Source organism: Gordonia sp. LMA167, assembly GCF_058130025.1.
On the sequence record NZ_CM176708.1, the window covers coordinates 4,229,945 to 4,256,041 of the forward strand.

Sequence of the window (26,097 nt, forward strand, 5' to 3'; positions counted from 1 at the left end):
AAGAGAGTACGACACAAAGCTTTTCACATCGAAATCGGGGCTTCACTCACACCGGTGTTCCGGTGTGAGATCGGTGGGCTCGACGTCAGCCGTGCGCTCCCGGTAGGTCACCACGAGCGGGGCGTGATCGGACAGGCGCTCGGCCGGGAGCGGTTCTTTGTCCACCACGACCTCGGTCGCGCGGCGAGCGAGATCGGGTGTGGCGAGTTGGTGGTCCACGCGCCAGCCCACATCCTTGGTGAACGACTGTCCCGCCCAACTCCACCACGTCAATGGCCCCGGACGATCTCCATGCACCCGTCTCACCACGTCGACGAGCCGACGGCTGCCCAGGATCGAACTGAACCAGTCACGGTCTTCGGGCAGGAAACCGTCCATGGTCCGAGCGGCACGCCAGTTGGTCACGTCGTGCTGTGTGTGCGCGATGTTGAGGTCGCCGACCAGGAGGAACTCGCGCCCCTGGCGCAGCGCCACGAGACGGTTACGGTTCAGTTCGCGGGTGAACGAGGTCAAGAACCGCTGTTTGCGCGCATACTTCACGCCGCCGTCCGGCTTGTCACGCATCGCTCCCGACCGCTGGCGGTCCGCGGGCAATCCGCCCTTGGGGAGGTAGAGGCATGCGACCGTCACGGGTCTGTCGGCGAGGTCGACCTCGATGTATCGGCCGTGCGTGGCGAACTCGCGGAGCCCGCGTGCTCGCGGCGGATCGGTCACCCACGTGCGCACCGCCACGGGAGGCAGTCGTGTCAGCACGGCCACACCATTGCGGCCGGCCACGGATCCGACATCCGCCGCCACCGAATAGCCCGGGAAGTCACCGAGCTCGGACTCGCGACAACGCAATTCCTGAATCGCGATGACATCAGCCGACCGCGCTGCCAGCCAACGATCGAAACCGCGACGTCGCGCCGCCCGGATCCCGTTGACGTTGAAAGAAACGACCGTGAACGAATCGGTGGTTGCGGGACTCACACCGAAACTGTGCCGGATTCAATAGAATGCCGAACATTGAGGGGCTCTCAGATCCTGCGGGATACCGCCGAACGACGTCAGTCGTGAGGCTCGCGCCGCCAGGTTATGTCGCTGGATTCTCGACCGTCCGTGCCAGGATTCCGAGCGTCGCACGCAACGCTGCTTCGGGGATGATCGGGAAGATGTCCATGTCGCGGTAGCGGCCGTCGATCTGGCTCCAGTCGTAGTACGACGTCGCGCGGGTCCCCTCCTCGGTGGGTTCGAGTCGATAGCCATAGATGTGTTTGATCGGCGGTTGAATGGCTCCCGAGATCGTCCACTCGAGGAGTGAATCCTGTTCGTACTGCGTGATGATCACGGTGACGTCGTATTTGCCCATCGGGATGTCGTTCAGCGACTCGCGATCCATGTGAACGACGAATGTGTCGCCGGCGGCGCGCACCGGCTCGCCCTCGGCCGATTGCAGCATGCCCGAACTGTCGATCTGGACGTGGCCTTCCGGCCGAGTGAGAAGGTCGAACACCGCTGCGGGTGGTGCGGCAATCTGTCGGGCAACCTCGAACCGTTCATTCGTCATTGCACCGACCCTGCCAGATCCACGGTTCGCACACGAGCGAATGCCCACCGATGGCGGCCGCCACGTCGGAGCGTCGTTGCCAACGCTCACATCTTTGGGCACGGTGGAGGGATGAGTGGACAAACGAGCGTCACAGTGGAACGTGTCATCGACCTGCCGGTCGACACGGTGTTCGAGGTGTTGAGCAACCCGGAACATCACCCTGAACTCGATGGTTCGGGATTCATCCGCGGGGTTGATCACGCGGACCGAATTCAGCACGTCGGCGATGTATTCACGATGAACATGAACGGCCCGCACATGGGCGGCGACTACCAAACCGACAACCACGTCACCGGTTACGCCAAGGACAAGCTGCTGGCCTGGCAGACCGCGCCGGCCGGTACCGAGCCGCCCGGATGGGAATGGGTGTGGGAACTCGAGTCGCAGAATCCCGACAAAACGCTGGTGCGCCACACCTACGACTGGTCCAAGGTGACCGACAAAGATCTGCTGGCGCAGGTGAAGTTTCCGTTGGTGACCAGAGATCAGCTCGAGGAGACACTGGGCCGCTTGGCCGCCGCCGCGAACGGATAGTTGCCCCGCCCACGTCCTGACGGCGAGAAGCGTTCGATAACTGCGCCTTTCGCGCACGAATCTGCGACACCTTGTGCACAGTGGTCGGCAGGCCGGTTCGCCGATGACGGACGCCGAAAGCCGTTCCGGTCACAGTGGGAATCGATCCGGTGGCGGCGCCGTTGGTGCCACCATGCGAGCAATCACGTACTCCCGCTTCGGCGGACCCGAGGTCCTGGCGCTCACCGAGCTCCCCACGCCCAAGGTGGGGCCCGACTCCGTCTTGGTGCGCGTGCAAGCGACCAGTGTCAACCCGGTGGATTGGAAGGTCCGCGGGGGCTACCTCGACCAAGTGCTGGACACCGTGTTTCCCGCTGTCCCCGGCTGGGACGTCGCGGGCATCGTCGAGCAGGTCGGCCTGGATACACCCGAGTTCGAGGTCGGCGACGAGGTGTTCGGCTATGTCCGCAAGGATCTCGTGGGCGGGACCGTCGCCGGCGGCACCTTCGCCGAGTTCGTCGCTGCGCCGGTACGCACCCTGGCCCGTAAGCCGGCTGCCTGGACGTTCGAGGAAGCCGCCGCGGTTCCACTCGCCGGACTCACCGCCTACCAGACCATTCGCCGGGCCGGCCTGCAGCCGGACCACACGGTGCTCGTCCACGCCGCCGCCGGCGGTGTCGGATCGTTCGCGGTGCAGGTGGCCCGGTCAATCGGTGCACGGGTGATCGGCACGGCCTCGGGCAACAATCACGACTTCCTGCGCGGGCTCGGCGCCGAACCGGTGACCTATGGCGACGGACTCGCCGATCGCGTGCGCGCGCTCGCCCCAGACGGTGTCGACGTGGTCCTCGACTACGTGGGCGGTGACGCGCTCGACTCGGTGCCCGACGTGGTGCGCGACGGCGGCACGGTCGCCTCGATTACCGATGCCCGGGCCCGTGATGAGTTCGGCGGCCACTACGTGTGGGTCCGCCCCGACAGCAGCGACCTCGCCGAACTCGCCCGCCTCGGCGATGCCGGCAAGCTGAAGCCCGAGATCGCGGAGGTGTTCGACCTCGCCGATGCCGCCGCCGCCCACGAGCGCAGCGCGTCGGGTCACGTGCGCGGCAAGATCGTCGTTCGGGTGTGAGTTCACGAAGTCGTGGTCGCGCCCGCCGCCCCAGGCCGGTAACACGCATCGGCCGGAGAGCGATCACCTGGTCACATGACAACCTCGACGATGGGCAGGGCCGACGGTGGGTAACGGCAGAAGAATCGCGGCCGGATTGTCCACGCTGGCAATAGTTGCGGGTGCGGGTGCCGTGACGGCGGCACAAGCTGCTGCAGCACCCATGGGATGTTCGGTCTACGACTATCGACACGGCGTGTCCGCCAACTGCCCGCCCGGGCGGCCATACGTGGTGGAGCTGGACTGCCTCGGTCTCGGCCGCAACACCGGGGAGACCACCGGCGTGCGCATTCTCTACCACCGCACCAGCAAACCCGCCGACCGGACCGGGTTCGCGGCAGTGGACTGTGGTCAGGGTAGCTACATCGGGATCGGCCTCGTCTCGAGGGCGTGGATCCGATAGGGCAGACGTGGCCCTGGCAACTGCATCGCCGGGTAGCTCACACCGGAGTAAAGTCCGGGAAAACAAGCCCGTCCTCGTCTGTCACCAGAGTGTGACGGTTCCGCCGAGGAGTCAGCCATGTCCACCGCCGTTCCCGGGTCCGCCGCCTCGTTCGCCGACGTCACCGACTACGTCTCCGGCCCCTATGCCCCGGTCGCCGACGAGATCACCGCCTTCGACCTTGCGGTCGACGGCGAGTTGCCGGCCGAGCTGAACGGACGCTACGTCCGTAACGGGCCGAACCCCGCCGATCTGAGGTCTGTTGATCTGCGCGCGCACCACTGGTTCGTCGGCGACGGAATGGTGCACGGCGTCCGACTGCGCGACGGCCGCGCGGAGTGGTACCGCAACCGTTTCGTCGGGTCGGCGAAGCTTTCCGCCGCCCGCGGTCAGCCCGATATCACCGGCCCCGACTGGAGCGGAAATCCACTCGGCCCCAACACGAATGTTGCCGGTTTTGCCGGCACGACGTGGGCGGTGATGGAAGCCGGCGCCTGCCCGGTCGAACTCGACTACGACTTGGAAACCCTGGGTCGCAATGACTTCTACGGCACACTGCCAGGAGCGTTCACGGCACACCCGAAGCGGGATCCGCGCACCGGCGAGTTGCACACGATGGTCTACGCGTGGGCGCAGTGGATGGATCACGTCCAGTATGTCGTCGTCGGCGTTGATGGGAGAGTGCGGCACACGCTCGACATTCCGCTACCGGGTATGACGATGCTCCACGACATGTCACTCACCCCACACTGGACGATCATCTACGACCAGCCCTGCACCGTCGACATCGACGTGGCCATGACCGGTCGTTTTCCGTTCCGATGGAATCCCGATTACGGCAACCGAATCGGCCTGTTGCCACGCACCGGGGACGGCGGCACGGGAGCCGGCGCAGCCGACATCGTCTGGGTCGATATCCCACTTGGCTACGTCTTCCACCCCATGAACGCGTTCGAGCGCGATGACGGCACTGTGGTGATCGATGTCTGCAACTACCAGAAGATGTTCGCGCGAGATGTCTTCGGACCGTTCGGCGACGGGCTCAGCCGACTGGAGCGCTGGGAGGTCAACCCTCGCCGACGATCCTGCTCCGTCTCCGTCGTCGACGACACGGCAAACGAGTTCCCGGTGCACCGCGGATCGGTCGGACTTCACGAACACCGGTACGGCTACTGCTCAGCACCGTCCCTCGACCGTTCGCAGGGCTGGCCCACCCTCAAGCACGACCTGCTGACGGGCGAACGGCGCGTGTTCGATCACGGCCCGGGACGGGCCGCCGGAGAACCCGCCTTTGTGGCGCGGTCGGAGGGTGACGGCACCGAGGACGACGGATGGCTCATCACCTTCGTCCACGATGTCGCGGCTGGCACGGCCGAGTTCGTCGTGATGGACGCCCAGGAGTTCGACCGCCGCGGGTACGTGGCGCGAGTTGCGCTGCCACAACGCGTTCCGTTCGGATTCCACGGCAATTGGATCAGCGACGAATCGGTTCCGCCGCCGGATTGAGGTGCGCATCTGCTATCAGCGGCATCGGGGCAATTGAGACGAGACCGGAAGCGACACAAGGTAGGTCGAGTCGCTGTATCAAACAGCGGCCGTGACCCCGGGGTGGCGATGGGCAACTGTTGAACTACAAGTGCGTCCACCAGGCATGCGAGCAGAGCGCCGTCGCTGTCCGCGACGACTGTTAGATCTAGTCGCGGACATACCGCCCAGGGGCCGGATCGAGTACCGGGTGTAAGGAACTACCGAGATCCTCGCCGGCACTCACCCGCGGGCCACCTCGCTGGCTTACCCAATCGGCCCAGACTTCCCACCAGCTGCCTTTCTCACGGGTTGCCTCATCGAACCACGCTTGCGGGTCGGGGCCAGGTCGCTTGCCAGTCCAATAGTGCGCCTTGGGGTTTCCAGGCGGATTCACCAGACTGGCGATATGTCCGGAGTAACTGAGAACGAATGTGATGTCGTCACCACCGAGTAACTGAGTGGTGCTATAGCACCCCCTCCACGCGGTGAGATGATCGGCGATCGCCCCGGATACGAAAGTGGGTATCTCGATGCGGGACAGGTCGATCGGAGTGCCGAGCACCGTGAGAGCTCCTGGGGTCGCGAGCAGATTGCCGCTGAAGATGTCCAGGAATTGACGATGCAATGCGCCCGGCAGATTGGTGCCGTCCGCGTTCCAGGCCAGGATGTCGAAGGGTGGTGGTTTCCGGCCCATCAGGTAGTTGTTGACCACGTAGTTGAAGACAAGTTCGTCCGGACGCATCCAGGTGAAGGCACTCCCCATGTCGCGAGCGCTGATCAGTCCCTTGCGGCGCGAGCGGGATTTGGCGAACGCGAGCAGTGCTGAGGAGCGGTAGGTCGAAAGCTGCTCGCTGTGGCCGAAATCAAGCATGGTGACCGCGTACGAAATGCTGTTCACCCGGTTATCGCCCTCGGCGGCGAGATGGTTGAGCAGCAGGGTGGTGATCAGACCACCCGCGCAGAATCCGATGAGGTTGACGTCATCGCTGCCGGTGACCTCACGGACTTCGTCGATCGCCCGTGACACCCGCCCGGCGTACGTGTCGAGGTTCCAGTCGCTCTGCTCTGCCTGCGGATTACGCCACGACAGCATGAATGTCTGCAGACCCCGCGAGACCGCGTACTCGACAAAGCTGCGCCCAGGCCGAAGGTCCAAGAAGTAAAAGCGACCGATCGGTGGCGGCACCACCAGTACCGGCCGTTCGTGCACGGTCTCGGTGGTGGGTCGGTACTGCAGGACCTCGGCGATCTCATCACGGGCGATCACGGCACCGGGAGTCAGCGCCAGGTCGGCACCAACGGCGAACGCACCGGGTTCTATCATCGACGGCATACCGCCGTTGTACCGCACGTCGGACACGTAATGACCGATGCCACGCGCCAGGCTCAGGCCGGCCGTGTCGAACGCTTCCTTGAGCGCGGCCGGATTGGATGCCAGGAAGTTGGTTGGCGCGACAGCCGAGGTCAGTATCGAGGCCGCGAACTTCGCCTGCTGGCCGCGTGCAGGCTTGTCACCCTTATCGGCCCATTCGTCGACAACCTCACCCAGCGCGCCCGTCGAGGCCAGGTAGGTCTGCACGATCCGGTGAAAGACCGGGTTTGTCTTCCAGGCGGGATCGGCGAAGCGTCGATCTCCCTTGGCCGGCGCCACCGAGGAGCGCCCGACGGTGATCTTTGCCAACTCACCTCCGAGTCGCAGCCCGGTGCGAGCCACCACTCTGCCCTGTCCCATCGCGCTGGCGAGGGCGCGCCACACCTCCGACGACCCGGGGGGCAGACCGACGTCGTCGCCTCCACCAATGGCTTCCTCAGTGCGAGAATCTATTTCGGTCACGGTGCCCATGGCGACTTTCCTTTCGGGCGTACTGATCGTGGGGTTGCGCCCTCCTTGTGAAGGCTACCGTCGGCAACCGGGCAGCTGCGGCGTTTCCAGACCCTCGGCACCTCCAAACTCTTTCGAAGAAGCCGCGTACAGTGCTGGGCGATCATCGACAACCCTCGAGCGAGTGGAAGCGAGCAGGGGAGTGGCGAACCGCAAGTCTCTGACCTGCAGCTCGCCAATTCGGGTGAAACAGGAGGAACCTGATTCTCGCCACGGATCGGTCGCGAATGTTCGACAGCCCGTTCACGGAACGATCAATGGTGGAGAACCGTCGCTGATCTGGGGACGGTGAAGTGGCGATGATCGAGAGTGGCGACCGTCCTGGTCCGGTACACATCGGCCGAGACGATGTTCGACGCGTCGGCGAGTCCCACGGGTTCGTCGGATGCATCGATCAAAATCGAGACGGCCTCATGCTGCGGTTCAGCTGCGTCGAAGTAGGCCAGCACTGCGCTCGTGTCGACGATCACTCGCCGAAACCCCCCGCAAATCGTCGACACGCTCGGGCAATGGGTTCATTGCCCGAAACAACGCACCTCGAGGCCGAGGGGTGTTCCCGCTCAAAATTTTTCGCAATGCCTGAAGCGCGATCTCGGCCTCCGGAAGCGATCGCCGGGACGCTTCGAGCTCGATGGCCCGCTTCAAGTCATCCGTGAGGTACGAGGTCGTTTTGACCTTTCCCTACATGGTAGTACCTGCGGTTTACCGCAGACGCTGAATTGAGTCCCATCCACCCGGACATTCCCATTCACACGGTTAGACTGTCGGAGGACATCGGGAACTGCCCACGGGCTGGATTGAGGTGCGCAAAGCATCGACCATGCGGTACACCCGGTCGGGCATGGCGGCGGCCGCGGTGGGTGTCACCGAGCACTTCACGCTGCTCAGTCACCGTCCGGTTGGTGGCGGTTCACCGGTGACTGTCCGACTTGCACGATCCAGCTACTCCGATGCACCGGCGTGCAGCCACGTACCGCTGACAGCCGACGAAACTCGAGGAGTGTCCCATGGGCACAGTAGTCATGTACGGCTCGGTGTCGGTCGACGGTTTCATCGCGGACGAGAACGACCAACCCGGCCCACTGTTCGAGTGGTTATCCGCCGGCGATGTTCCCCTCGACGGGAGTGGCATGTTGAACGTGTCGCAGACGTCCTACGACTACATTCGACCGTACTGGGATCAGATCGGGGTCACCATCGTCGGCCGCCACGTCTTTGACATCACCGATGGCTGGGACGGGGTGCCTCCGAGTGGCATCGACCACGTGGTCGTCGTGACGCATCGACCGGCGCCTGACGACTGGAACCTCGAGGCGCCCTTTCACTTTGTCGACGGCGTCGACACGGCCGTGGCCACAGCACAGGAACTTGCCGGTGACCGGATCGTCGAGGTTGCCGCGGGCGAGGTCGGTGGCCAGGTGTTTACCGCGGGCCTCGTCGACGAGGTGCGCATGGACGTGGTACCCATCGTCCTCGGGGCCGGCAAGCGGTACTTCGGGTCGGTCAACGCGCAGCAGCTACTGGAGGATCCCGACGCGGTGATTCCGGGTAACCGGGTGCTGCACCTGCGCTATCGGGTACGCCGCTGACGCAGGTCGACGCCGCGACACCGTCTGATCGTCCGAGGGAACATCACGTTCCGCAGAACGTCTGGAATGTGTTGGTGAACGATTCGGGCGCCGGCGCAGCGAAAGCTTCCCACTCGCCGCGATGCTCGAAGGGGTGAGTTACCGCCGCCAAGAGTAGCTCGAACGGGGCCATATCCCCGTGTGTGGCCGCGCTCAGCGCAGCGTCGAGGTGGTGATTGCGTGGAATGTAGAGCGGGTTGATGCGGTCCATCGCGTCCGCGGTCTGATCACGGTCGCGACCGAGACCATCCAGCGCGGTGTGCCACCGGTCCAGCCACGGCGCACTGTGCTCACTCGGTATCAGCGCCGCCAGAGGGGAGTCGTCACCGCGCAGTTCGTCGGCGAGCGCGCGGAAGGTTCCGGTCCAATCTGCGCGGTCATCCCTCATCAAGAGCAGCAGATCATCGATCAGGTCGCTGTCACCGACGACGCCGGCCAGTCCGATCTTCGCATGCAGGCCCTCAACGAGGTGTCCGGTGTAACGATCATCGAACGTGACCAGGACTGCGGTCGCCGCGTCGATCGCCTCGTCCGGTTCGGCACCGATGAGGGTCAGCAGTGTCTCGGCGAAGCGTGCGAGATTCCATTTCAAGACGGCCGGCTGATTGCCGAAGGCGTAGCGGCCGCCGTGATCGATCGAACTGAACACCGCCGAGGGGTCGAAGGCATCGATGAAGGCACACGGGCCGTAGTCGATGGTCTCGCCGGAGATCGTGGTGTTGTCAGTGTTCATGACACCGTGGACGAAGCCGACCAGCATCCACTGCGCCACCAAGGCAGCCTGCCGATCGAGCACCGCGTCCAGGAACCTGAGGTACCGATCGCCGCCCTCGGGGAGGTCGGCGAGCTCGGGATAGTGGCGCGCGATCGCATAGTCGGCGAGTGGCCGGAGAAGCTCGGACTGGCGGGCCGCGTACTCGAAGGTCCCGACACGCAGATGGCTGGCCGCGACCCGGGTGAGCACCGCGCCTGGTTCGATCCCCGTGCGGTGGACACCACGTCCGGTCGCCACGACCGAGAGGGAACGCGTCGTCGGAACTTCCAGCGCGTACATGGCCTCGCTCACCAGGTACTCGCGCAGCATCGGAGCCACCACCGCGAAGCCATCCCCGCCCCGGGAGAACGGCGTCGGCCCGGAACCTTTGAGCTGCAGGTCAACTCGATGTCCGCCGGCGTTGACGATTTCCCCCAGCAGCAGGGCCCGCCCGTCGCCGAGTAGCGGCGCGTACCCGCCGAATTGATGTCCGGCGTACGCGGTGGCCACCGGTGTCGCGTCGGCGGGCGCTGCCGCGCCGGACAGGATCGCCACACCGTCGGCGGACCGCAGGGTCGCTACATCCAGACCCAACGTGGCGCCGAGTTCCTCGTTGACGACGAGAAGCGTCGGCTCGGGTACCTCGGCGCCGCGCCAGGGCACGCTCAGCGGCGACAATCGGTCGGCAAATGTGCGCTCGAGACCGGTGATGGCCGAGCTGGTGCGGGTGGGGGAGTCGGACGGTGCTGGCACAAGTTCGAGGGTAACCCTGGACTGGGAGGTTCGGTCCAGCCGCGCGAGTTGTCGTTCGCAACGAGCGGTGACGCATGCCAGTTGCGGCGTTTAGAAACTGATCTGCGGAACGCGACCGAGGCTGCCGAAGAAAAGGTAGCCCGGCGGCAGCGCGGGTCCGGAAGTAGTGATCTCGCAGGTGACTGTGAGTCCAGATGCGGGTGCTCCACCGAAGACAAACAAAGCACTTGCGGTCAGCAGGGCAATGACGAGAGCGCGCTTCATGTGGAATCAACTCCTGCGGAGGCGAACAGGTCGGCGCCCTGCGCCGAGTAATGCCTAGGTTGGTGCGGTGCGCGGCTCAGTACAGCAACCACGCCTGCGCAGACACGCTACCGCTGACACTGAGCACCCCTGCGATGTGCAGGTCGGCGAGTCAGACGGTCGCATCGCGAGCAAGCACCTTCAGTAGCTGTTTGTGTCGTTGTCCGCCACCGAAATCGCAAGCTACAAATAGGCGGCCTACGCGTTGTCCGGGTGAGGGGTATTCGAGTGCTGAACAGCATGATTGAACTCTGCAGTGGTTTCGCAAGGAACGGTCAACAATCCTTGATCTCGAGCAATGATTTCAATTTACAGTTCACCCACTTCACCATGGTAAACATGTTCCATCGGGGGTTCTTCCGCTCTGGATTGCACGAGTACGTCTCCGCCGACTGTGCGCTTCGGTCGATCAAAGATGTTGCAGTGCAATCCCCTTGGAGACGTGCTGGGCTGCCGATGCAAGTGCGCAATCGTTCATCATCGAGAAAGGCACCCCATGCTCATCCAAATCGTCGAGGCGATCAAGACCCTTCACGTCGGCGCCTATGACCTACTGCTCGCGGTCCTCTCCACCGGTAGCGCCGGTAGCAGCTAGACCTTCATGTACTGGCCGGCACGATCAGCCGGTCACCGATCCGCACGCGCCGAACGCCACAGCCCGGATCTCGAAGGGGCCCAAGCCCAGTCGTTCGACACACGCCTCACGCAGCTGCCGGCGTTGGCCGTCGTCGAGCGCCGCAATTGATTCACCTATAGGTCCGACGGCATGCTGGTATGGCTCCCACCATTCCTCAAAGTCCTGATAGCCGACGGCGACCGGGAACTCGGTCACCTCGACACAACACAAGCCACCGTCGGCCAAAATCCGCTCCAGATCTCCTGTCGCACCACCGGGTAGGCGAGTCTCGTCACGTAGCGGAAGGTCCTGCTCAGCAAAGGCCGACCACAGTGGCGCCATAGGGGCGCGGCGACCGGCAAGGTCCCACACCGTCACAGCCACCAAGCCACCCGGGCGGGTCACCCGAGCCATTTCCACCACACCCGCCACCGGATCAGGCATGAAATGAACCACGAGACTGGCGCCGGCCAGGTCGAACGTGTCGTCGGGAAAGGGCAGTGCGCTCGCCGTCGCCTGCCGCACATCGACACCGGGTATGGCATCCCGGCACGCCGCGACAAACGACGGCGACGGATCCACCGCGCAGACTGCCTCAACACCGAGCCGACGGGCCAGCACTTCGGTCCACTGCCCCGGACCGCAACCGACATCGAGCGCCCGCTGCCCGGGCGCCAGCGGTAACCAAGCGGTCAACGCATCGGCCAGTGGCCGCGAATAACGGCCCATGAACTGGTCATACGCCTCCGCAGCGACGTCGAAGCTCATGCAGAACACGCTACGCCCGCGCACCCGAATAGGACAGAACGAACGCACCGCACTACGAGTGCGGAGAGCATCACCGAGGCGACCAGGACTGCGGGAGATACGTGGCCACCTCCGCATGGGAGCGATGCTCGAGCGCTGGGCCCATGACGACAACGCGTACGAAAGGGAAGGCGTTCTTGCCGATTGGACGGCTACAACGTAGCGACCCTCCGGTGACGCGCATTCCTCGCGACTGATCGCCGGGGGAGCACTCCGGCCTGCACGACGGTCGTACGGGGAATCACGTCGGGTTCGAGCATATGGATGGCCGGTCGAGCATTCCTGTTCTTACCGATCGACACCGGTGGCCGCCCATGGTGCTTGCCGGCGAGCGGAATACGCTTGCCCTCACTCACTTGCACGAAACGAAAGCAGATGCAGAATGATCACTGTCGCAACTGCGGCCGCGTTCGCCCTAGCGTCGCTCGCGCTCATTGCTGTTCCATGCCCCAGTGTTCTGTTCACCATCAGCCGCTCCCTCGCCTACGGCCGGCGCGGAGGTCTGCTGAATGTCCTTGGCAACGGACTGGGACAAATTCCTTTGGTCATCGCGGTCGCCGCAGGGGTCGGCGCGATTGTCGCAAACTCCATCGTCGCACTGACAGTCATCAAGTTTCTGGGCGCCGGATACCTGGCATACCTCGGCGTGCAAACCATTCGACACCGGAACCGAACGGTAGCAGTGAGCGACGACGAGCCGCCGGTTGTGTCAAAGAAGAGGCTTCTGCTGCAGGGCTTTATCGTTGGAGTCACAAACCCGAAGTCGATCGTTTTTCTCGTTGCAATCCTCCCACAATTCGTCGACCCATCCCGTGCGCAGGTGCCACTCCAACTGATTGCGCTTGGAATCATCTTCGTATTGGTCGCCATCGCAATCGATACGATCTGGGCTCTCTTGGCAGGCGGAGCGAGAGCGTGGTTCGCCACGTCCCCTCAACGCACGTCGCGCATGACAGGCATCGGTGGCGGCCTGATGATAGGCCTGAGCGCAGCGCTTCTGTTCTCCGGTAACAAGCGGTAGCACGAGAAACACATGCGGCCGCGACTGCCGCGAAGAAACAATGATTGGCCACAGTGCAGGGTGGTGGCGGAGGCAGCGTTCCGGTCAGGCCGACTCAGTATGCCGCTCGCCGTCGATGATCTCAACGGTACCGATGATATGTCGTCGCATAGCATCGCGCGCCTTCTCCGAATCTCGATCGGTGATCGCCGCCGCAATCTCGTCATGGTCGCATTGACGCTGTGGCAATGCGCTCGACAACGGGTTGGCGATGCCGCCGGTGTTGATCAGGAAGTCGGACAAGTCCCACATGCGTTGGCTGGTTTCTTCCATGATGCGCGAGTGGGCCATGGAGTGAATGACCCTGTGAAACTCCCTGTTGTGGATGCGGTAGCCATGGGCCCGAGTGTTCGGGTCGTTCGAGCTCAGCAAAGCATCGACCTCGGCCGAGACTCGCTTGAGGGCGTCGAGCTGGGCATCGGTGCGCCTGGTCGCGGCCACGGCGGCGATTGTGCCTTCGAAATCACCAAAGAGGAGGTAGAAGTCTTCAACCTCGCGGTGAGAGTAGCTGATCACCTCGATGCCGCTCTGGGGGATGATCGCGACGAGCCGGTCAGCAGCCAGTCGTCGTAGTGCGTCCATGACGGGTTGCTTGCTGACGTCGAACTCCCGGCGGATCTGCTCGACGACGATGCGTTCACCAGCGGCATACGTGCCTTCGAGGAGGCGGGTTTTCAGGACGTCGTAGAGAACGCTCGACAGGCGGGCACCCGACAGACGAGCGGCGGTCGGGTCGTGTGGCGGCGTGGACATTGCGCTGGCCTCCTCGCTGGATGAGCGGTCGATGTCGCCAACGGTAGCGGCTCGGTGACGTACCTCGAGTACACCATCGGTCAGCGTGGCGAATAACTGGCATTCTAGCCACTTGTGGTGCCGGTCACTATGAGTTACCGTCGTCTAGAACGCTAGCATTCCAGATTCGCAGGCTAGCGGTTCAATCCCGTCGCCGCTCAGGGTGATGGTCAATACACCCGCGGACGATCGCTGATTCGGTTCTCCGGCGTCGAGCCGCTTCACCTATCGAAGGAGAAGCCATGCAGTTCAGCATCGGAACCTGCGCAAAGATTGATCAGGTCGCCATGGTGCGACAGGCCGAGGACCTCGGGTTCACTCACTTCGGCGTGGGGGAGGGCCCGCTGCTATTCAGTGACCCATATCAGTTCCTGGCGTTGGCGTCGCAGCAGACCTCGACGATCCAGCTGGGCACGATGGTCACCAATCCTTTGACCCGGATCCCGCCGGTGACGGCGAACTCGATGGCCACTCTCAATGCCCTGGCACCAGGTCGCACATTTCTAGGTATCGGAACCGCCAACAATGCATTGCGTTCGATGGGCAATCGGCCGGCAACGATCGCTGAAATGTCGCATTCGATCGAGGTGTCGCGCGAGTTGATGGCAGGCCGTCGGGTGGTGCACAAGTGGCTCGGTCAGGATCGTGAGGTGGAGTTCCTGGACAAGGAGAGCGGCTTCTACAACGTCACTGACCACATTCCGATCTGGGTGGCCGCGGGCGGCCCCCGCGGGTTGGCCGAGGCCGCCAAGTATGCCGACGCCGTGGTGTATTGCCTGGGTCCCAACGTCGACATGATCAAGCTGATCCGAAGCAAACTCGACAAAGCCGTCGCCGACGCCGGGCGCTCACCAGGTTCGGTGAAGCTGGTATCGCTGTCGTGGTTTTACCAGTTGGACAAGGGTGAAACGTGGGAAGACGGTGTCACCAACGGGTTCGGATCCGGCCCGATCAGCTCGTGTATCACCAACGCCGGGTTGATGAACGAGCATCGTGACCAGCTCGGCGATGCGATCGTGAACGCCTCGATAACTGCCGCCCAGCAGTACCTGGGCGACCCGACGGCTGCAGATCAGCCGCACTACCTCGAGGTGTGGGCGAAGTACCTGCGCGGGCTCGATCCGCGTCACCGCCCGATCATCACCAAGGAACTCGTCGACTACTGGTGCCTGTACGGCTCGCCGGCCGAGCTGCGCGAAAAGAGCGCCCTGATGCTCGAAGCCGGCGTGGATGTCTTGCAGGTGTTCTTGTCCAACCCGTTCACCGCGGTCCGCGACATCGACAACATCGGCAACTCGATCATCGCCCACGCCTGACTTCTGCGGCGGTTACCGATTCCTCGAACTCAGTTCACGTCGAACAACTCTCGAACAGGACACCTTTCATGAGTATTGACCTCGATCCCCGTTCCACCGCACTCCTCGCGGTACACCTACAGGGCGACGTCGTCGGCCCCGACGGTGCATTCAGTAACTTCTTTCACAGCCAGGTCGTCGAGCGCGACGTGCTGGCGACGATTGCCTCGTTGGCCGAGACATTCCGCTCGGCGGGCAGCCCGGTCGTGTACACGCGGGTCGCCTGGAAGCCGGATTTCTCTGACCTGCAAGTTAATTCACCGATCCTGGGCATCGTTTCGCAGTCGGGCTGCCTCAAGGACGGCAGCGATCTGGCCGCGATAGTCGAACAGGTCGCGCCGACCGCCGGCGACGTCGTGGTCACCCACACTCGCGTCGGAGGCTTCCAGGACTCCGATCTCGATCAGGTACTCAAGCAGCGAGGCATCGACACCGTGGTCTTCGCCGGTGTGGCGACGAACTTCTCGGTGGAGGGAACAGCACGCACCGCCAGTGATCTGGGCTATCGCGTGGTGATCGCCGAGAATGCATGCTCGGCCGCCGACGAGGCCACCCATGCCGCCAGCATCGCCTCGCTCGGGTTGCTCGCCGAGATCGCGAGCACCGGCGAGGTTGTCACCGCGCTCAACGCCAATAGCTCTACGTCCACCTGATCCCGATCGCGACCGTTCCCCACTGACATAAGGAGATTGTCCGCATGACCGAAACGATGCTGGCCGCCCGACTGCACGATCACCACGCCCCCATGCGCGTTGAATCGTTGCCGGTGCCCGAACCCCGGGCCACCGACGTGCGGGTCGAGGTCAAAGCCTGCAACGTCGTGCCCAACTTGCGCAACGTGTTGGCCACATATGCCGAGTGGTTCCCGTACCTGCCACTGCCGCAACTGCCCGCGGTATTCGGCCTCGACTCGGCTGGCGTGGTCAGCGCGGTGGGCAGCCACGTCACCGACGTAGCCGTGGGCGACCGTGTCTATGTCAACCCGGGTCTGAGCTGCGGGGCATGTCGCGCGTGTCGCGCGGGCTCCGACCAGAACTGTGACAGCTACACCTTCATGGGCTACTTCGCCTTCGGCGAACGGGGCCAGCAACTCTTCGACGCCTATCCCTACGGGGGACTCGCCCAGTACCTGACTGCACCACAACGCAATCTGGTGAAACTGCCGGATTCCGTGTCATTCGAGGAGGGCGCACGCTTCGGCTATCTGTGCACCGCCTATTCGGCCCTACGCAAAGCCGATGTCGGCGCGGGATCGACCGTGCTCATCGATGGCATCTCCGGAACCCTCGGCCTCGGCGCCTGCCTCAACGCCCTTGCCCTGGGTGCGACCCGCATCTTCGGAACCGGCCGCAACGAGGAACTACTCGCGGACGTCAAAGCCATCGCACCCGAGCGGATCGTCGTCACCAACGACCACACGACCGGCGAACTCGCCCGATGGGTTCGCGAACACAACCACGGGGAGGGCGTCGACGTCGTGATCGACTGCCTCGGCCCGGGTGCCGCGGTTACCTCGTTCACTGAAGCGCTGAGCGCGCTGCGTCGCGGCGGCGTGGCCGTCGACATCGGCGGCATGATGGAGCGAGTCGAGGTCGACATGTTCGCCATGATGTGCGCCCAACAGAGCCTGCTGGGCAGCCTCTGGTTCAGCACGGCCGAAGCCCAGGAGATGGCCGAGCTCGCCGGCGTCGGCCTCTTGGACCTGTCGGTGCTCGAGCATCACCCGTTCCCGCTGGAGAAGGTCAACGAGGCCCTGGACTCACTCCCTGAGCGTCACGGCGGCTTCACCAATTTCATCAGCGTCCCTTAACACCATCCGCCGATCCAAGCGCGGAAGCGGCACCGGTCTCACTCACCTCACGTCAGAGACTTGCATCACGCATTACGAGCACGTAGCGTGATTACTAACCGGCTAGCATGCTAGTTATCAAGGAAGGCCACCATGGCAACTCACATTCTTTTCGATGTCAAGGCAGACGGCGTCGTCCAGCTCGTAGGGAATCTCCGATGACCGCGACATCATCCTCGTCACCGTTGAAGGTGGCGATGGCGAGCTTTATCGGTACGACGGTGGAGTACTACGACTTCTTCATCTACGGCACCGCCGCCGCACTGGTGTTCCCGAAACTATTCTTCCCCAACACTTCTCCGGCAGTGGGCGTATTGCTGTCGTTTGCGACCTTCGGTGTCGGCTTCCTCGCCCGCCCACTCGGCGGGGTGATCTTCGGCCATTTCGGCGACCGGGTAGGCCGCAAACAGATGCTGGTCATCTCGCTGGTTGGCATGGGCACCGCCACCGTGCTGATGGGTTTGATGCCCACCTATGCCCAGATCGGAGTCGCTGCCCCCATCCTGCTCACCGTGTTGCGCTTGCTGCAGGGCCTGGCGGTGGGGGGAGAGTGGGGCGGTGCCACATTGATGGCCGTTGAACACGCACCGAGTGCCCGCAAGGGCTTCTTCGGCTCTTTCTCGCAGATGGGCGCGCCGGCAGGCACCGCACTGGCCACTCTGGCGTTCCTCGCGGTCGCGCAACTTCCGGACGATCAGTTCCTGTCATGGGGCTGGCGGGTTCCCTTCGTGTTCAGTGCCGTACTGATCGGGATCGGCCTGGTCATTCGCCTGTCGTTGACCGAAAGCCCTGACTTCGCGAAAGTCCGCGACAAAGCCGCAGTGGCGAAGATGCCCATCGTCGAGGCCGTGCGTCGGCACTGGCGCCAGATTCTCTTGGTGGCGGGCACGTACCTGAGTCAAGGCATCTTCGCCTACATCTGCATGGCATACCTGGTCTCCTACGGGACCGCTGTCGCCGAGATCGACCGTACCCAGGCCCTGCTCGGCGTCTTCGTCGCCGGCGTGGTCGCGGTGGCCCTCTATCCAGTGTTCGGCGCTCTCTCGGACACCTACGGCCGCAAAACCCTGTACCTGATCGGTGCGGTGGCGATGGGTGTGGTGATCGGACCGGCCTTCGCACTGATCAACACCGGCAACCCGTGGCTGTTCATGGTCGCCGAAGTCCTGGTGTTCGGCATCGCAATGGCTCCGGCAGCCGGGGTCACGGGATCGCTGTTCACGATGGTGTTCAGTGCCGATGTCCGCTACAGCGGGGTGTCCATCGGTTACACCCTGTCGCAGGTACTCGGCTCAGCATTCGCCCCGATGATCGCAACCGCCTTGTTCGCGGCCACCGGGACCAGCACGGCGATCGTCGCCTATCTGATTGCCGCATCGCTCATCTCGATCGTCTCGGTGTGCCTGCTGCCCGGCGGTTGGGGACGTGACGGCGCCCGCCGCCAACTTCAACATGACCGTCAGGTCAACACGGTGTCTCCTTCCGGCCTGCCGGACGCCGAGGCCGCCTTACCCGCTCGCTCAACCGCATCAAGTCCCGCCCTGTCCCTCCCCACAGAGAAGTGATCTCGTCATGAATTCTCCGAACACCAGACCGGCCGACGGTTTCGATACCGACGTACTCGTGGTGGGCACCGGCCCGATGGGGTCGGCGACCGCGCTGGCCCTGGCCACCTACGGCGTGCGGGTGCACGTGGTCAACCGCTGGAACTGGCTGGCCAACACCCCCCGCGCTCATATCACCAACCAACGCGCCGTCGAGGTCTTGCGTGACCTACAGGTCGACAAAGAGGCCGAGAAGTACGCCACTCCATGGGAACTGATGGGCGACACGCTGTTCACCACCAGTCTCGCCGGCGAGGAGATCGCCCGGCTGCGTACCTGGGGGACCGGCGATGACCGGGTCGGAGACTACATCCAGCACAGTCCGTGCAGTCTGCTCGACATCCCGCAGCTCTACATGGAGCCAATCTTGTTCAAGAATGCCGTCGAGCGTGGGGCGACAGCGACGTTCAACACCGATTACGTCTCGCACACTCAGGACGAGCAGGGTGTAACCGTGCAGCTCGTCGACAACGTCTCCGGACGCGAATACAGCATGCGGACCAAGTATCTGGTCGGCGCCGACGGCGCCCGTTCGCAGGTCGCCGAAGATATCGGCCTGCAAATCGAGGGCGAGATGGCCCGGGCGGCCACTGCCTATGTGCTCTTCCACGCCGACCTCAGTCGCTATGTTGAGCATCGGCCCAGCATCTTGCACTGGATCCTCACCCCCGGTGGCAGTTTCGGTGAGATCGGTATGGGTCTGCTGCGCGCTATCCGCCCGTGGGACACGTGGATCGCCGGCTGGGGATTCGACATGGCCGACGGCGAACCCACGTTCGAGCCTGACGACGTGCTGGCCAAGGTTCGCACCCTCGTCGGAGACCCGGACCTGCAGATCGAGATCGAGTCGACCTCGGTGTGGTACGTCAACCAGGCAGTCGCTACCACCTACTCCAAAGGTCGGGTGTTCTGTGGCGGCGACGCCGTGCATCGCCACCCGCCGAGCAGCGGACTCGGATCGAACACCTGCATCCAGGACGGATTCAACCTGGCCTGGAAACTGGCATTTGTCCTCAACGGCTATGCCGCACCGAGTTTGCTTGACACCTACAGCGACGAACGCCAGCCGGTGGGCGCGCAGATCGTCGCCCGTGCGAACCAGTCCCGCAAGGACTACGGACCCCTCAACGCGTGTTTCGCCACCGATGGCACCGACGACCCGGTGGCCGCCGGACTGGCAAAGGTCCGCGACCCAGGACCGGACGGCGTCGCCGTGCGAGACGCACTGGCCGATGCACTCGAGGTCAAGAACTACGAGTTCAACGCACAAGGCGTGGAACTCAACCAGCGCTATACCTCGGCGGCCGTGGTACCCGATCGCGACGCCGGTGAAGAGCAGTGGCTGCGCGACCCCCAACTGCACGTCCAACCCACCACGCGTCCGGGTGCCAAGATCCCACACGCCTGGCTCGTCGACGACCGAGGACAACGAGTGTCCACCCTCGACGTCACCGGCCGAGGCAAACTCAGCCTGGTCACCGGACTGGCCGGTACTGCGTGGGCCAACGCCACGGCGAAGCTTGACCTGCCATTCCTGCGGACGGTTATCATCGGTGCTCCCGGTACCGCAGACCCCTACGCCGCTTGGCATAAGGTGCGCGAGATCCACGAGGCCGGAGCTCTTCTCGTCCGGCCTGACGGTTACATCGCCTGGCGACACAACGCCCCGGTCTGGGATGACCACGACGCGTTCGAGCTCCTGTTCACCGCGCTGACCGCCGTGCTGGGTACCAGCCCCGACGACACCACTCCGGATCTACACCTCACTGTCGACCCACCTCTGGCCGTTACGTAGTCCCTCCTGAGCAGATCGAATTCAGTAGCCGGAAAGGAATCCTTCATGTCTGTCGCGTTGTGCGCCTTGTCGCACTCCCCGCTGATGGGCCGCAATGACCCTGCCCGCGAGGTGATCGCCGAAGTCGACGCCGAACTCGCCGCGGCGCGGCAGTTCGTCGCCGACTTCGACCCCGAGGTCGTCGTCATCTTCGCTCCCGATCACTACAACGGCGTCTTCTACGACCTGCTGCCGCCGTTCTGTGTCGGGCGGGCGGCGCTGTCGGTAGGTGATTACGGCACCCAGGCCGGCCCTCTCGATGTTGACCGCGTCATCGCTCACCACATCGCCGAGCACGTCCTCAACCGTGGTGTCGATACCGCTCTCTCGGAGCGGATGCACGTCGATCACGGGTTCGCTCAGCCGCTCGAGTTGCTGTTCGGCTCGATCGCTGCGGTGCCGACGGTGCCCATCTTCATCAATTCCGTCAGCACCCCATTGGGCCCTGTGCAACGCATCCGGCTGCTCGGCGAAGCGGTAGGCAGCGCCGTTGGCGGCCTGGATAAACGGGTCTTGCTCCTCGGTTCGGGGGGACTGTCACACGATCCGCCGGTCCCGCAGTTCGACACCGCGACAGAGGAGGTACGACAGCGCCTCATCGACGGCCGCGATATTACCGACGCGCAACGCGCTGCGCGTGAGGACCGGGTCATCACCGCCGGACGCGACTTCGCCGCCGGCACCGCGACCCTACAGCCGCTGAACCCGTTGTGGGACAACGAACTGCTCGACATCCTCGCCGGGGGCGACCTGACCCCGATTGACGCCTGGAGTGTCGCCGACTTCGTCGCGGCCGCCGGCAACTCCTCCCACGAAGTGCGCACTTGGATTGCCGCCTATGCCGCTCTCTCGGCCGTCGGACCCTACGAGATGGTCTCGCGCTACTACCGCGAGATCCCCGAGTGGATCGCCGGGTTTTCCATCACCACCGCGACCCCAACCCACCCCTGACACCACCAGCAGTGACACCCGGCATTCGGCGGGAACGCACAGCAAGGAGCATGATCATGACAAGCACCGTCGACATCCCCGAGTACACCACCGATGCCTTCTTCGGTCTCGCCGACAAATGGCTGCCCACCGCCCCGGGCGAGCTGACCCACTACCACGAATTGGGCACCGGAACCCCGATTCTGTTCCTGCACGGTTCAGGTACCGGGGTGACCGCGGCCGCCAACTGGTGGTTGAATCTGCCGCAGCTCAGCCAGTATGGGCGCTGCATCGCCATCGACTCGATCGGCTACGGCCAATCCGTTGTTGCCGAGCACACGGAGTACGGCATCCGCGAATGGGTGCGTCACGCTGTGCGGGTACTCGACGCCCTCGGCATCGAGAAGACCTGGATCGTCGGCAACTCTCTCGGCGGCTGGCTCGCGTTCCAATTCGCCATTGACTTCCCCGAGCGCCTGCTGGGCATCGTGTCGATGGGCACCGGCGGCGCCAAACTAACCGGCGCACTCAAAGGCCACTCCACCCCAGATCTGTCCGAAGCAGGTGTGCGCCGCACCCTCGAGCAGTTCGTGGTCGACAAGTCATTGGTCACCGACGAGCTGGTGTCGCTGCGCTACCAATCCGCACGCAACGACACTGCGACGGATCGGCTCAAGGACGTTGTCGCCGCCCGTGACCGCGACCGCACCCAACTTCCGTTGGACTTCGACGTGCTCGCGCGCCTCGACATCCCAGTGCTCCTCATCCACGGTGTCCAAGACGTGGTCATCCCCGTCTCACGCACCTGGGAGTTGCTGAACGTCATCCCGCACGCCGACGCTCACATCTTCAGCCAGTGCGGACACTGGTCGCAGGTCGAACGTGCCGACGAGTTCAATGAGCTCCTCGGCCACTACCTCACCCGCCACCTCGCCGACCACTGACCGCCGTCCAGAAAGCGCTGCCATGACTGTCAACTCCAAGCCGCCCATGCGGGTACGTGCCGCCGCAGATCGCCTCAGCGAGGCGGAAGCCACCCGGGTGCCGTGCGCCCCGATCCGCGACCTCATCGACATCAACGAGATCGACGCCGCCTACACAGTGCAACAGGTCAACGTCGCCGCCGCCCGCCGCGCCGGGCGGCGGGTCGCCGGCCGCAAGATCGGATTGACCTCACCAGCGGTGCAACGCCAGCTCGGTGTCGACCAGCCCGACTTTGGGGTGCTTTACGCCGATATGGATGCTTCCGACGATGCGCACATCCCGATCAGCCGGCTGCTACAGCCCAAGATCGAGGCCGAGGTGGCGTTCGTCCTCGGTGACTCCGTGACCGTCCCCGTCACCGCGGACACCGCACGGAACTACGTGTCAGAGGTCATTGCCGCGTTCGAGATTGTTGACTCGCGCGTGGCGGACTGGGACATCACCTTGGCCGACACCATCGCCGACAATGCCTCCTCCGGTCTCTACGTGCTCGGCGACCGTCTCGGCGTCGCCGTCGCCCCGGATCTGGCCGCGGTCACCATGACCGTCGCCGACAGCACCGGCACCACTGTGTCGCAGGGGAGCGGTGCGGACTGTTTGGACAGTCCCTACAACGCGTTGGCGTGGCTGGCCAACACCGCGCTGCGCTTCGACGACCCGCTGCTGGCCGGCGACGTCATCCTCTCCGGCGCGCTCGGGCCCATGGTGCCGGTGACCGCCGGAGAGCGCTACACCGCCACCATCAGCGGCATCGGCACGGTCACCGCCGCCTTCTCCGGCAACTGACAAAAGGAACATGCTCATGACGAAAACCAAAGTCGCCGTGATCGGTTCGGGCAACATAGGCACCGACCTGGTCATCAAACTCAAGCGCATCGCCCGAAACGTCGAGATCGCCGTACTGGTCGGTATCGACCCTGCATCGGACGGTCTGGCTCGTGCCCGCCGCCTCGGCATAAGCACCGTCGACAGCGGCGTGGCAGGACTGATCGAGCACCCCGACTTCGACCACATTGACATCATCTTCGATTCCACTTCGGCGAAAGCCCATCTTGCGAACGCTGAAGCGCTCAAGCCTTACAACAAACGACTGATCGATCTGACCCCGGCGGCGATCGGACCGTACGTGGTGCCGCCGGTCAACCTCGAGCAGCACCTCGACGCACCGATCGTCAACATGGTCACCTGCGGTGGACAGGCCACCATCCCGATCGTGGCCGCGATCGCCGCCGTCACCGACGTGCACTACGCCGAGATCGTCGCCTCCATCGCTTCGAAGTCCGCGGGACCCGGCACACGAGCAAACATCGATGAGTTCACCGAGACCACCGCCAAAGCCATCGAAGTCGTTGGCGGCGCAGCACATGGCAAGGCCATCATCGTGCTCAATCCAGCCGACCCGCCATTGATCATGCGCGACACCGTCCTGGCCCTGGTCACCGATCCCGACCAGGACGCCATCCGCGCTTCGGTCGACACCATGGTGGCGCGGGTCGCCGAGTACGTGCCCGGTTACCGCCTCAAGCAACACGTCCAGTTCACCGAAGTCGACCCTGCCGACAACCTGACCACGCTCACCGGCGGTCACCCCATCGACGAACCGGTGTGGAAGGTAACCGTCTTCCTCGAAGTGGAAGGCGCCGCACATTATCTGCCTGCCTATGCCGGCAACCTCGACATCATGACCTCTGCGGCACTACAGGTCGCCGAGCGGATCGCCGAACAACAGTCTCTGGAGCTGACACGATGACCGCCACTTCCGCCACCGACACCGGCACTGGTGCGACCGCCGACGACGGCACCGCCCTCTATATCCAGGACGTAACCCTGCGCGACGGCATGCACGCCACCCGCCACCGCATCACGCCCAAGCAGGTCGCTGCCGTCGCCGCGGCGCTGGACGCCGCCGGCGTCGACGCCATCGAAGTCACCCACGGCGACGGTCTGGCCGGACACAGCCTCACCTACGGCCCCGGCAGCAACACCGACTGGGAATGGATCGAGGCCGCCGCCGAGGTCGTGCACCGCGCCACCCTGACCACCTTGCTGCTCCCCGGCATCGGCACCGTCGCCGAACTCACCCGCGCCCACCAGATGGGAGTCGGATCCGTGCGGGTGGCCACCCACTGCACTGAAGCCGACGTGGCTGCCCAACACATTGCCACCGCCCGCGAACTCGGCATGGACGTGTCCGGCTTCCTGATGATGTCGCATCTCGCAGAGCCCGCCGAACTCGCTCGTCAGGCCAAACTGATGGAGTCCTACGGCGCCAACTGTGTCTACGTCGTCGACTCCGGCGGCCGACTCACCATGAACGGAGTACGCGAACGGGTGCGCGCCTACCGAGACACCCTCGACGCCGATACCCAGATCGGCATCCACGCGCACCAAAACCTGTCACTGTCGGTGGCCAACTCAGTGATCGCCGTCGAAGAGGGCGCCATCCGCGTCGACGCCTCGCTGGCCGGCCACGGAGCGGGAGCTGGCAACTGCCCGATCGAACCATTCATCGCCGTCGCCGACCTGCATGGCTGGAAACACGGTTGCGAGCTGTTCCCGCTGCAGGATGCCGCCGACGACATCGTGCGTCCGCTGCAGCGTGACCGCCCGGTTCAGGTCGATCGTGAAACCCTGACCCTCGGGTATGCCGGTGTCTACTCGAGCTTCCTCCGCCACGCCGAGAGTGCCGCCCGCACTTACGACCTCGACACCCGCGACATCCTGATCGCCGTGGGACAACGGCGTCTGGTCGGTGGCCAGGAAGACCTCATCACCGACATCGCCCTCGACCTCGTCGCTCAGGGCCAGCAGGATTGACCCTGTCCAGATGAGCATCAACGCGGACCTGGGGGCGGGATTGCGGCCACGCTCGGCAGAGCCTAACTGGCTCCCTCCGCTCGGGCCGGAGTCGCGATCGGCGTCCCGCTCACCGTCGCCATGGTGAACGGCTGGCAACAGTGGGTCGCCTATCTGACGCTGGGCACGCTCGTGGCACTGTACGGCAAGAATCTTGCGTACCGGGAAACGCGGCGTCCTATTGACCGGAATCGGTGCGGCACTGAGGTTGCCGTGATGATCGGTACCGCCACCTCAAGCCTGTCCAACGGCTACCTGCGGCTACTGAGCGGTGCGCAACATCAGTCTGTCCGGCACGGCAACCGACCCGAAGATCTGATGCGCGTTGCGGCCGTCGGTCAACAGCACTTCGAGACATGGAGAACACTGCGCATGTTATCCGGCACGGCCCGTCCGCCTGGGATGAGTACTCGACAGTTCGAGACGATAACTCAGCGGTATCAGCGCGGAGTGAACGATGTACCGCCAGCCGCAGTCAGCGCCAATTGGGAGTGGCACAACTTGACGCGGCGTGTCGCGCGGTCTACCCGTACAGAAGTTCTTTCCCGCATCTGGCCTGAAGGGCTATCAACGTCGGCGCGCAGACTACGCCGCCAAGCGCATCTGCCACACGTGTCCGGTGATCGCGGACTGTCGCGCGCACGCCCTCAGTGCCCGCGAACCGTGCGGCATCTGGGGCGGATTGGCGCCAAACTAGCGCGCTGTGATCACCGAGCATGCCGTCCCCGATGGGCAGTCGACGACCTCACCTGTTCGCCCTCAGATGCACGGAGGAGGACCCTCCCGTGACTACAAATCCCGCATCGCGACGTCAGCTGGTTAGAGCCATCGGCGCGTACATCGTCGAGG

General features: G+C 64.1%; 24 protein-coding genes. 17 read left to right on the top strand and 7 right to left on the bottom strand.

Annotated features, from left to right (window positions below; all coding sequences use genetic code 11):
• Positions 1-42: 42 nt before the first annotated feature.
• Entirely contained in the window at positions 43-972 is a 930-nt protein-coding gene (locus ACVT6V_RS19210) for an exodeoxyribonuclease III (RefSeq protein WP_489895539.1), read from the bottom strand.
• 103 nt (positions 973-1,075) lie between these two features.
• Complete coding sequence (locus tag ACVT6V_RS19215; protein ID WP_489895541.1) at positions 1,076-1,549, bottom strand: SRPBCC family protein; 474 nt, start codon at positions 1,547-1,549, stop codon at positions 1,076-1,078.
• A 111-nt stretch (positions 1,550-1,660) separates the two neighbouring features.
• Between ACVT6V_RS19215 and ACVT6V_RS19220 the strand changes: the two genes are divergently transcribed.
• The 4 genes from ACVT6V_RS19220 to ACVT6V_RS19235 all read left to right on the top strand — a co-directional run bounded on the left by ACVT6V_RS19220 (position 1,661) and on the right by ACVT6V_RS19235 (position 5,220).
• Positions 1,661-2,125 carry an SRPBCC family protein gene (locus ACVT6V_RS19220; protein WP_489895543.1) on the top strand — a complete coding sequence of 155 codons (465 nt, stop codon included), beginning with the start codon at positions 1,661-1,663 and terminating at the stop codon, positions 2,123-2,125.
• A gap of 172 nt (positions 2,126-2,297) precedes the next feature.
• Positions 2,298-3,233: an NADP-dependent oxidoreductase gene (locus ACVT6V_RS19225; protein WP_489895545.1), complete on the top strand. Its 936-nt coding sequence runs from the start codon at positions 2,298-2,300 to the stop codon at positions 3,231-3,233.
• A gap of 106 nt (positions 3,234-3,339) precedes the next feature.
• Positions 3,340-3,675 (top strand): hypothetical protein, encoded by a 336-nt coding sequence (locus tag ACVT6V_RS19230; protein WP_489895547.1) that lies wholly within the window; start codon positions 3,340-3,342, stop codon positions 3,673-3,675.
• Between the two features lie 117 nt (positions 3,676-3,792).
• The gene (locus ACVT6V_RS19235) at positions 3,793-5,220 is read left to right on the top strand and encodes a carotenoid oxygenase family protein (protein ID WP_489895549.1); all 1,428 of its coding nucleotides are present in this window, start codon (positions 3,793-3,795) and stop codon (positions 5,218-5,220) included.
• A gap of 187 nt (positions 5,221-5,407) precedes the next feature.
• Here ACVT6V_RS19235 and ACVT6V_RS19240 read toward each other — a convergent pair whose 3' ends face one another.
• Both ACVT6V_RS19240 and ACVT6V_RS19245 read right to left on the bottom strand, forming a co-directional pair.
• Complete coding sequence (locus ACVT6V_RS19240; RefSeq protein WP_489895551.1) at positions 5,408-7,084, bottom strand: PHA/PHB synthase family protein; 1,677 nt, start codon at positions 7,082-7,084, stop codon at positions 5,408-5,410.
• Between the two features lie 293 nt (positions 7,085-7,377).
• A complete protein-coding gene (locus ACVT6V_RS19245; protein ID WP_489895553.1) occupies positions 7,378-7,593 on the bottom strand; it encodes a PIN domain-containing protein in 216 nt (71 codons plus the stop codon).
• Positions 7,594-8,130: 537 nt separating this feature from the next.
• Here ACVT6V_RS19245 and ACVT6V_RS19250 point away from each other — a divergent pair.
• The gene (locus ACVT6V_RS19250) at positions 8,131-8,712 is read left to right on the top strand and encodes a dihydrofolate reductase family protein (protein ID WP_489895555.1); all 582 of its coding nucleotides are present in this window, start codon (positions 8,131-8,133) and stop codon (positions 8,710-8,712) included.
• 43 nt (positions 8,713-8,755) lie between these two features.
• Here ACVT6V_RS19250 and ACVT6V_RS19255 read toward each other — a convergent pair whose 3' ends face one another.
• Together ACVT6V_RS19255 and ACVT6V_RS19260 are read right to left on the bottom strand one after the other, a co-directional pair.
• Positions 8,756-10,258, bottom strand: a complete 1,503-nt coding sequence (locus ACVT6V_RS19255; RefSeq protein WP_489895557.1) for a protein adenylyltransferase SelO — start codon at positions 10,256-10,258, stop codon at positions 8,756-8,758.
• Positions 10,259-11,180: 922 nt separating this feature from the next.
• A complete protein-coding gene (locus tag ACVT6V_RS19260; RefSeq protein ID WP_489895559.1) occupies positions 11,181-11,945 on the bottom strand; it encodes a class I SAM-dependent methyltransferase in 765 nt (254 codons plus the stop codon).
• Positions 11,946-12,366: 421 nt separating this feature from the next.
• Here ACVT6V_RS19260 and ACVT6V_RS19265 point away from each other — a divergent pair, with 421 nt between their 5' ends.
• Positions 12,367-13,005, top strand: coding sequence for a LysE family translocator (locus ACVT6V_RS19265; protein WP_489895561.1), 639 nt, complete (start codon positions 12,367-12,369; stop codon positions 13,003-13,005).
• 84 nt (positions 13,006-13,089) lie between these two features.
• On the opposite strand, the gene ACVT6V_RS19270 is transcribed toward ACVT6V_RS19265, so the two are convergent.
• Positions 13,090-13,797 carry a GntR family transcriptional regulator gene (locus ACVT6V_RS19270; RefSeq protein ID WP_489895563.1) on the bottom strand — a complete coding sequence of 236 codons (708 nt, stop codon included), beginning with the start codon at positions 13,795-13,797 and terminating at the stop codon, positions 13,090-13,092.
• Positions 13,798-14,078: 281 nt separating this feature from the next.
• Between ACVT6V_RS19270 and ACVT6V_RS19275 the strand changes: the two genes are divergently transcribed.
• From ACVT6V_RS19275 to ACVT6V_RS19325, 11 genes are all read left to right on the top strand, one after another.
• Positions 14,079-15,152 carry an LLM class flavin-dependent oxidoreductase gene (locus tag ACVT6V_RS19275; RefSeq protein WP_489895565.1) on the top strand — a complete coding sequence of 358 codons (1,074 nt, stop codon included), beginning with the start codon at positions 14,079-14,081 and terminating at the stop codon, positions 15,150-15,152.
• A gap of 74 nt (positions 15,153-15,226) precedes the next feature.
• Complete coding sequence (locus tag ACVT6V_RS19280; RefSeq protein ID WP_489900893.1) at positions 15,227-15,844, top strand: cysteine hydrolase family protein; 618 nt, start codon at positions 15,227-15,229, stop codon at positions 15,842-15,844.
• 44 nt (positions 15,845-15,888) lie between these two features.
• Positions 15,889-17,001 carry an alcohol dehydrogenase catalytic domain-containing protein gene (locus tag ACVT6V_RS19285; protein ID WP_489895567.1) on the top strand — a complete coding sequence of 371 codons (1,113 nt, stop codon included), beginning with the start codon at positions 15,889-15,891 and terminating at the stop codon, positions 16,999-17,001.
• A 197-nt stretch (positions 17,002-17,198) separates the two neighbouring features.
• Positions 17,199-18,605 carry an MFS transporter gene (locus ACVT6V_RS19290; protein ID WP_489895569.1) on the top strand — a complete coding sequence of 469 codons (1,407 nt, stop codon included), beginning with the start codon at positions 17,199-17,201 and terminating at the stop codon, positions 18,603-18,605.
• Positions 18,606-18,612: 7 nt separating this feature from the next.
• A complete protein-coding gene (locus ACVT6V_RS19295) occupies positions 18,613-20,439 on the top strand; it encodes an FAD-dependent oxidoreductase (protein ID WP_489895571.1) in 1,827 nt (608 codons plus the stop codon).
• 45 nt (positions 20,440-20,484) lie between these two features.
• The gene (locus tag ACVT6V_RS19300; protein ID WP_489895573.1) at positions 20,485-21,429 is read left to right on the top strand and encodes a 3-carboxyethylcatechol 2,3-dioxygenase; all 945 of its coding nucleotides are present in this window, start codon (positions 20,485-20,487) and stop codon (positions 21,427-21,429) included.
• A gap of 56 nt (positions 21,430-21,485) precedes the next feature.
• Positions 21,486-22,352 carry an alpha/beta fold hydrolase gene (locus ACVT6V_RS19305; protein ID WP_489895575.1) on the top strand — a complete coding sequence of 289 codons (867 nt, stop codon included), beginning with the start codon at positions 21,486-21,488 and terminating at the stop codon, positions 22,350-22,352.
• Between the two features lie 22 nt (positions 22,353-22,374).
• The gene (locus ACVT6V_RS19310) at positions 22,375-23,178 is read left to right on the top strand and encodes a 2-keto-4-pentenoate hydratase (RefSeq protein ID WP_489895577.1); all 804 of its coding nucleotides are present in this window, start codon (positions 22,375-22,377) and stop codon (positions 23,176-23,178) included.
• Positions 23,179-23,194: 16 nt separating this feature from the next.
• Entirely contained in the window at positions 23,195-24,142 is a 948-nt protein-coding gene (locus tag ACVT6V_RS19315) for an acetaldehyde dehydrogenase (acetylating) (RefSeq protein WP_489895579.1), read from the top strand.
• Positions 24,139-25,209 carry a 4-hydroxy-2-oxovalerate aldolase gene (dmpG, locus tag ACVT6V_RS19320; protein WP_489895581.1) on the top strand — a complete coding sequence of 357 codons (1,071 nt, stop codon included), beginning with the start codon at positions 24,139-24,141 and terminating at the stop codon, positions 25,207-25,209. The genes ACVT6V_RS19315 and dmpG overlap by 4 nt, the downstream gene beginning before the upstream one ends.
• A 550-nt stretch (positions 25,210-25,759) precedes the next feature.
• Complete coding sequence (locus ACVT6V_RS19325) at positions 25,760-25,945, top strand: WhiB family transcriptional regulator (RefSeq protein ID WP_489895583.1); 186 nt, start codon at positions 25,760-25,762, stop codon at positions 25,943-25,945.
• Positions 25,946-26,097: the final 152 nt, after the last annotated feature.

Bases quoted from the DNA above. Each gene is read 5' to 3' on its own strand.
- ACVT6V_RS19215 (WP_489895541.1), bottom strand. From the start codon at position 1,549: ATGACGAATGAACGGTTCGAGGTTGCCCGACAGATTGCCGCACCACCC.
- ACVT6V_RS19220 (WP_489895543.1), top strand. From the start codon at position 1,661: ATGAGTGGACAAACGAGCGTCACAGTGGAACGTGTCATCGACCTGCCG.
- ACVT6V_RS19225 (WP_489895545.1), top strand. From the start codon at position 2,298: ATGCGAGCAATCACGTACTCCCGCTTCGGCGGACCCGAGGTCCTGGCG.
- ACVT6V_RS19235 (WP_489895549.1), top strand. From the start codon at position 3,793: ATGTCCACCGCCGTTCCCGGGTCCGCCGCCTCGTTCGCCGACGTCACC.
- ACVT6V_RS19240 (WP_489895551.1), bottom strand. From the start codon at position 7,084: ATGGGCACCGTGACCGAAATAGATTCTCGCACTGAGGAAGCCATTGGT.
- ACVT6V_RS19250 (WP_489895555.1), top strand. From the start codon at position 8,131: ATGGGCACAGTAGTCATGTACGGCTCGGTGTCGGTCGACGGTTTCATC.
- ACVT6V_RS19260 (WP_489895559.1), bottom strand. From the start codon at position 11,945: ATGAGCTTCGACGTCGCTGCGGAGGCGTATGACCAGTTCATGGGCCGT.
- ACVT6V_RS19265 (WP_489895561.1), top strand. From the start codon at position 12,367: ATGATCACTGTCGCAACTGCGGCCGCGTTCGCCCTAGCGTCGCTCGCG.
- ACVT6V_RS19270 (WP_489895563.1), bottom strand. From the start codon at position 13,797: ATGTCCACGCCGCCACACGACCCGACCGCCGCTCGTCTGTCGGGTGCC.
- ACVT6V_RS19275 (WP_489895565.1), top strand. From the start codon at position 14,079: ATGCAGTTCAGCATCGGAACCTGCGCAAAGATTGATCAGGTCGCCATG.
- ACVT6V_RS19285 (WP_489895567.1), top strand. From the start codon at position 15,889: ATGACCGAAACGATGCTGGCCGCCCGACTGCACGATCACCACGCCCCC.
- ACVT6V_RS19290 (WP_489895569.1), top strand. From the start codon at position 17,199: ATGACCGCGACATCATCCTCGTCACCGTTGAAGGTGGCGATGGCGAGC.
- ACVT6V_RS19295 (WP_489895571.1), top strand. From the start codon at position 18,613: ATGAATTCTCCGAACACCAGACCGGCCGACGGTTTCGATACCGACGTA.
- ACVT6V_RS19300 (WP_489895573.1), top strand. From the start codon at position 20,485: ATGTCTGTCGCGTTGTGCGCCTTGTCGCACTCCCCGCTGATGGGCCGC.
- ACVT6V_RS19305 (WP_489895575.1), top strand. From the start codon at position 21,486: ATGACAAGCACCGTCGACATCCCCGAGTACACCACCGATGCCTTCTTC.
- ACVT6V_RS19310 (WP_489895577.1), top strand. From the start codon at position 22,375: ATGACTGTCAACTCCAAGCCGCCCATGCGGGTACGTGCCGCCGCAGAT.
- ACVT6V_RS19315 (WP_489895579.1), top strand. From the start codon at position 23,195: ATGACGAAAACCAAAGTCGCCGTGATCGGTTCGGGCAACATAGGCACC.
- dmpG (WP_489895581.1), top strand. From the start codon at position 24,139: ATGACCGCCACTTCCGCCACCGACACCGGCACTGGTGCGACCGCCGAC.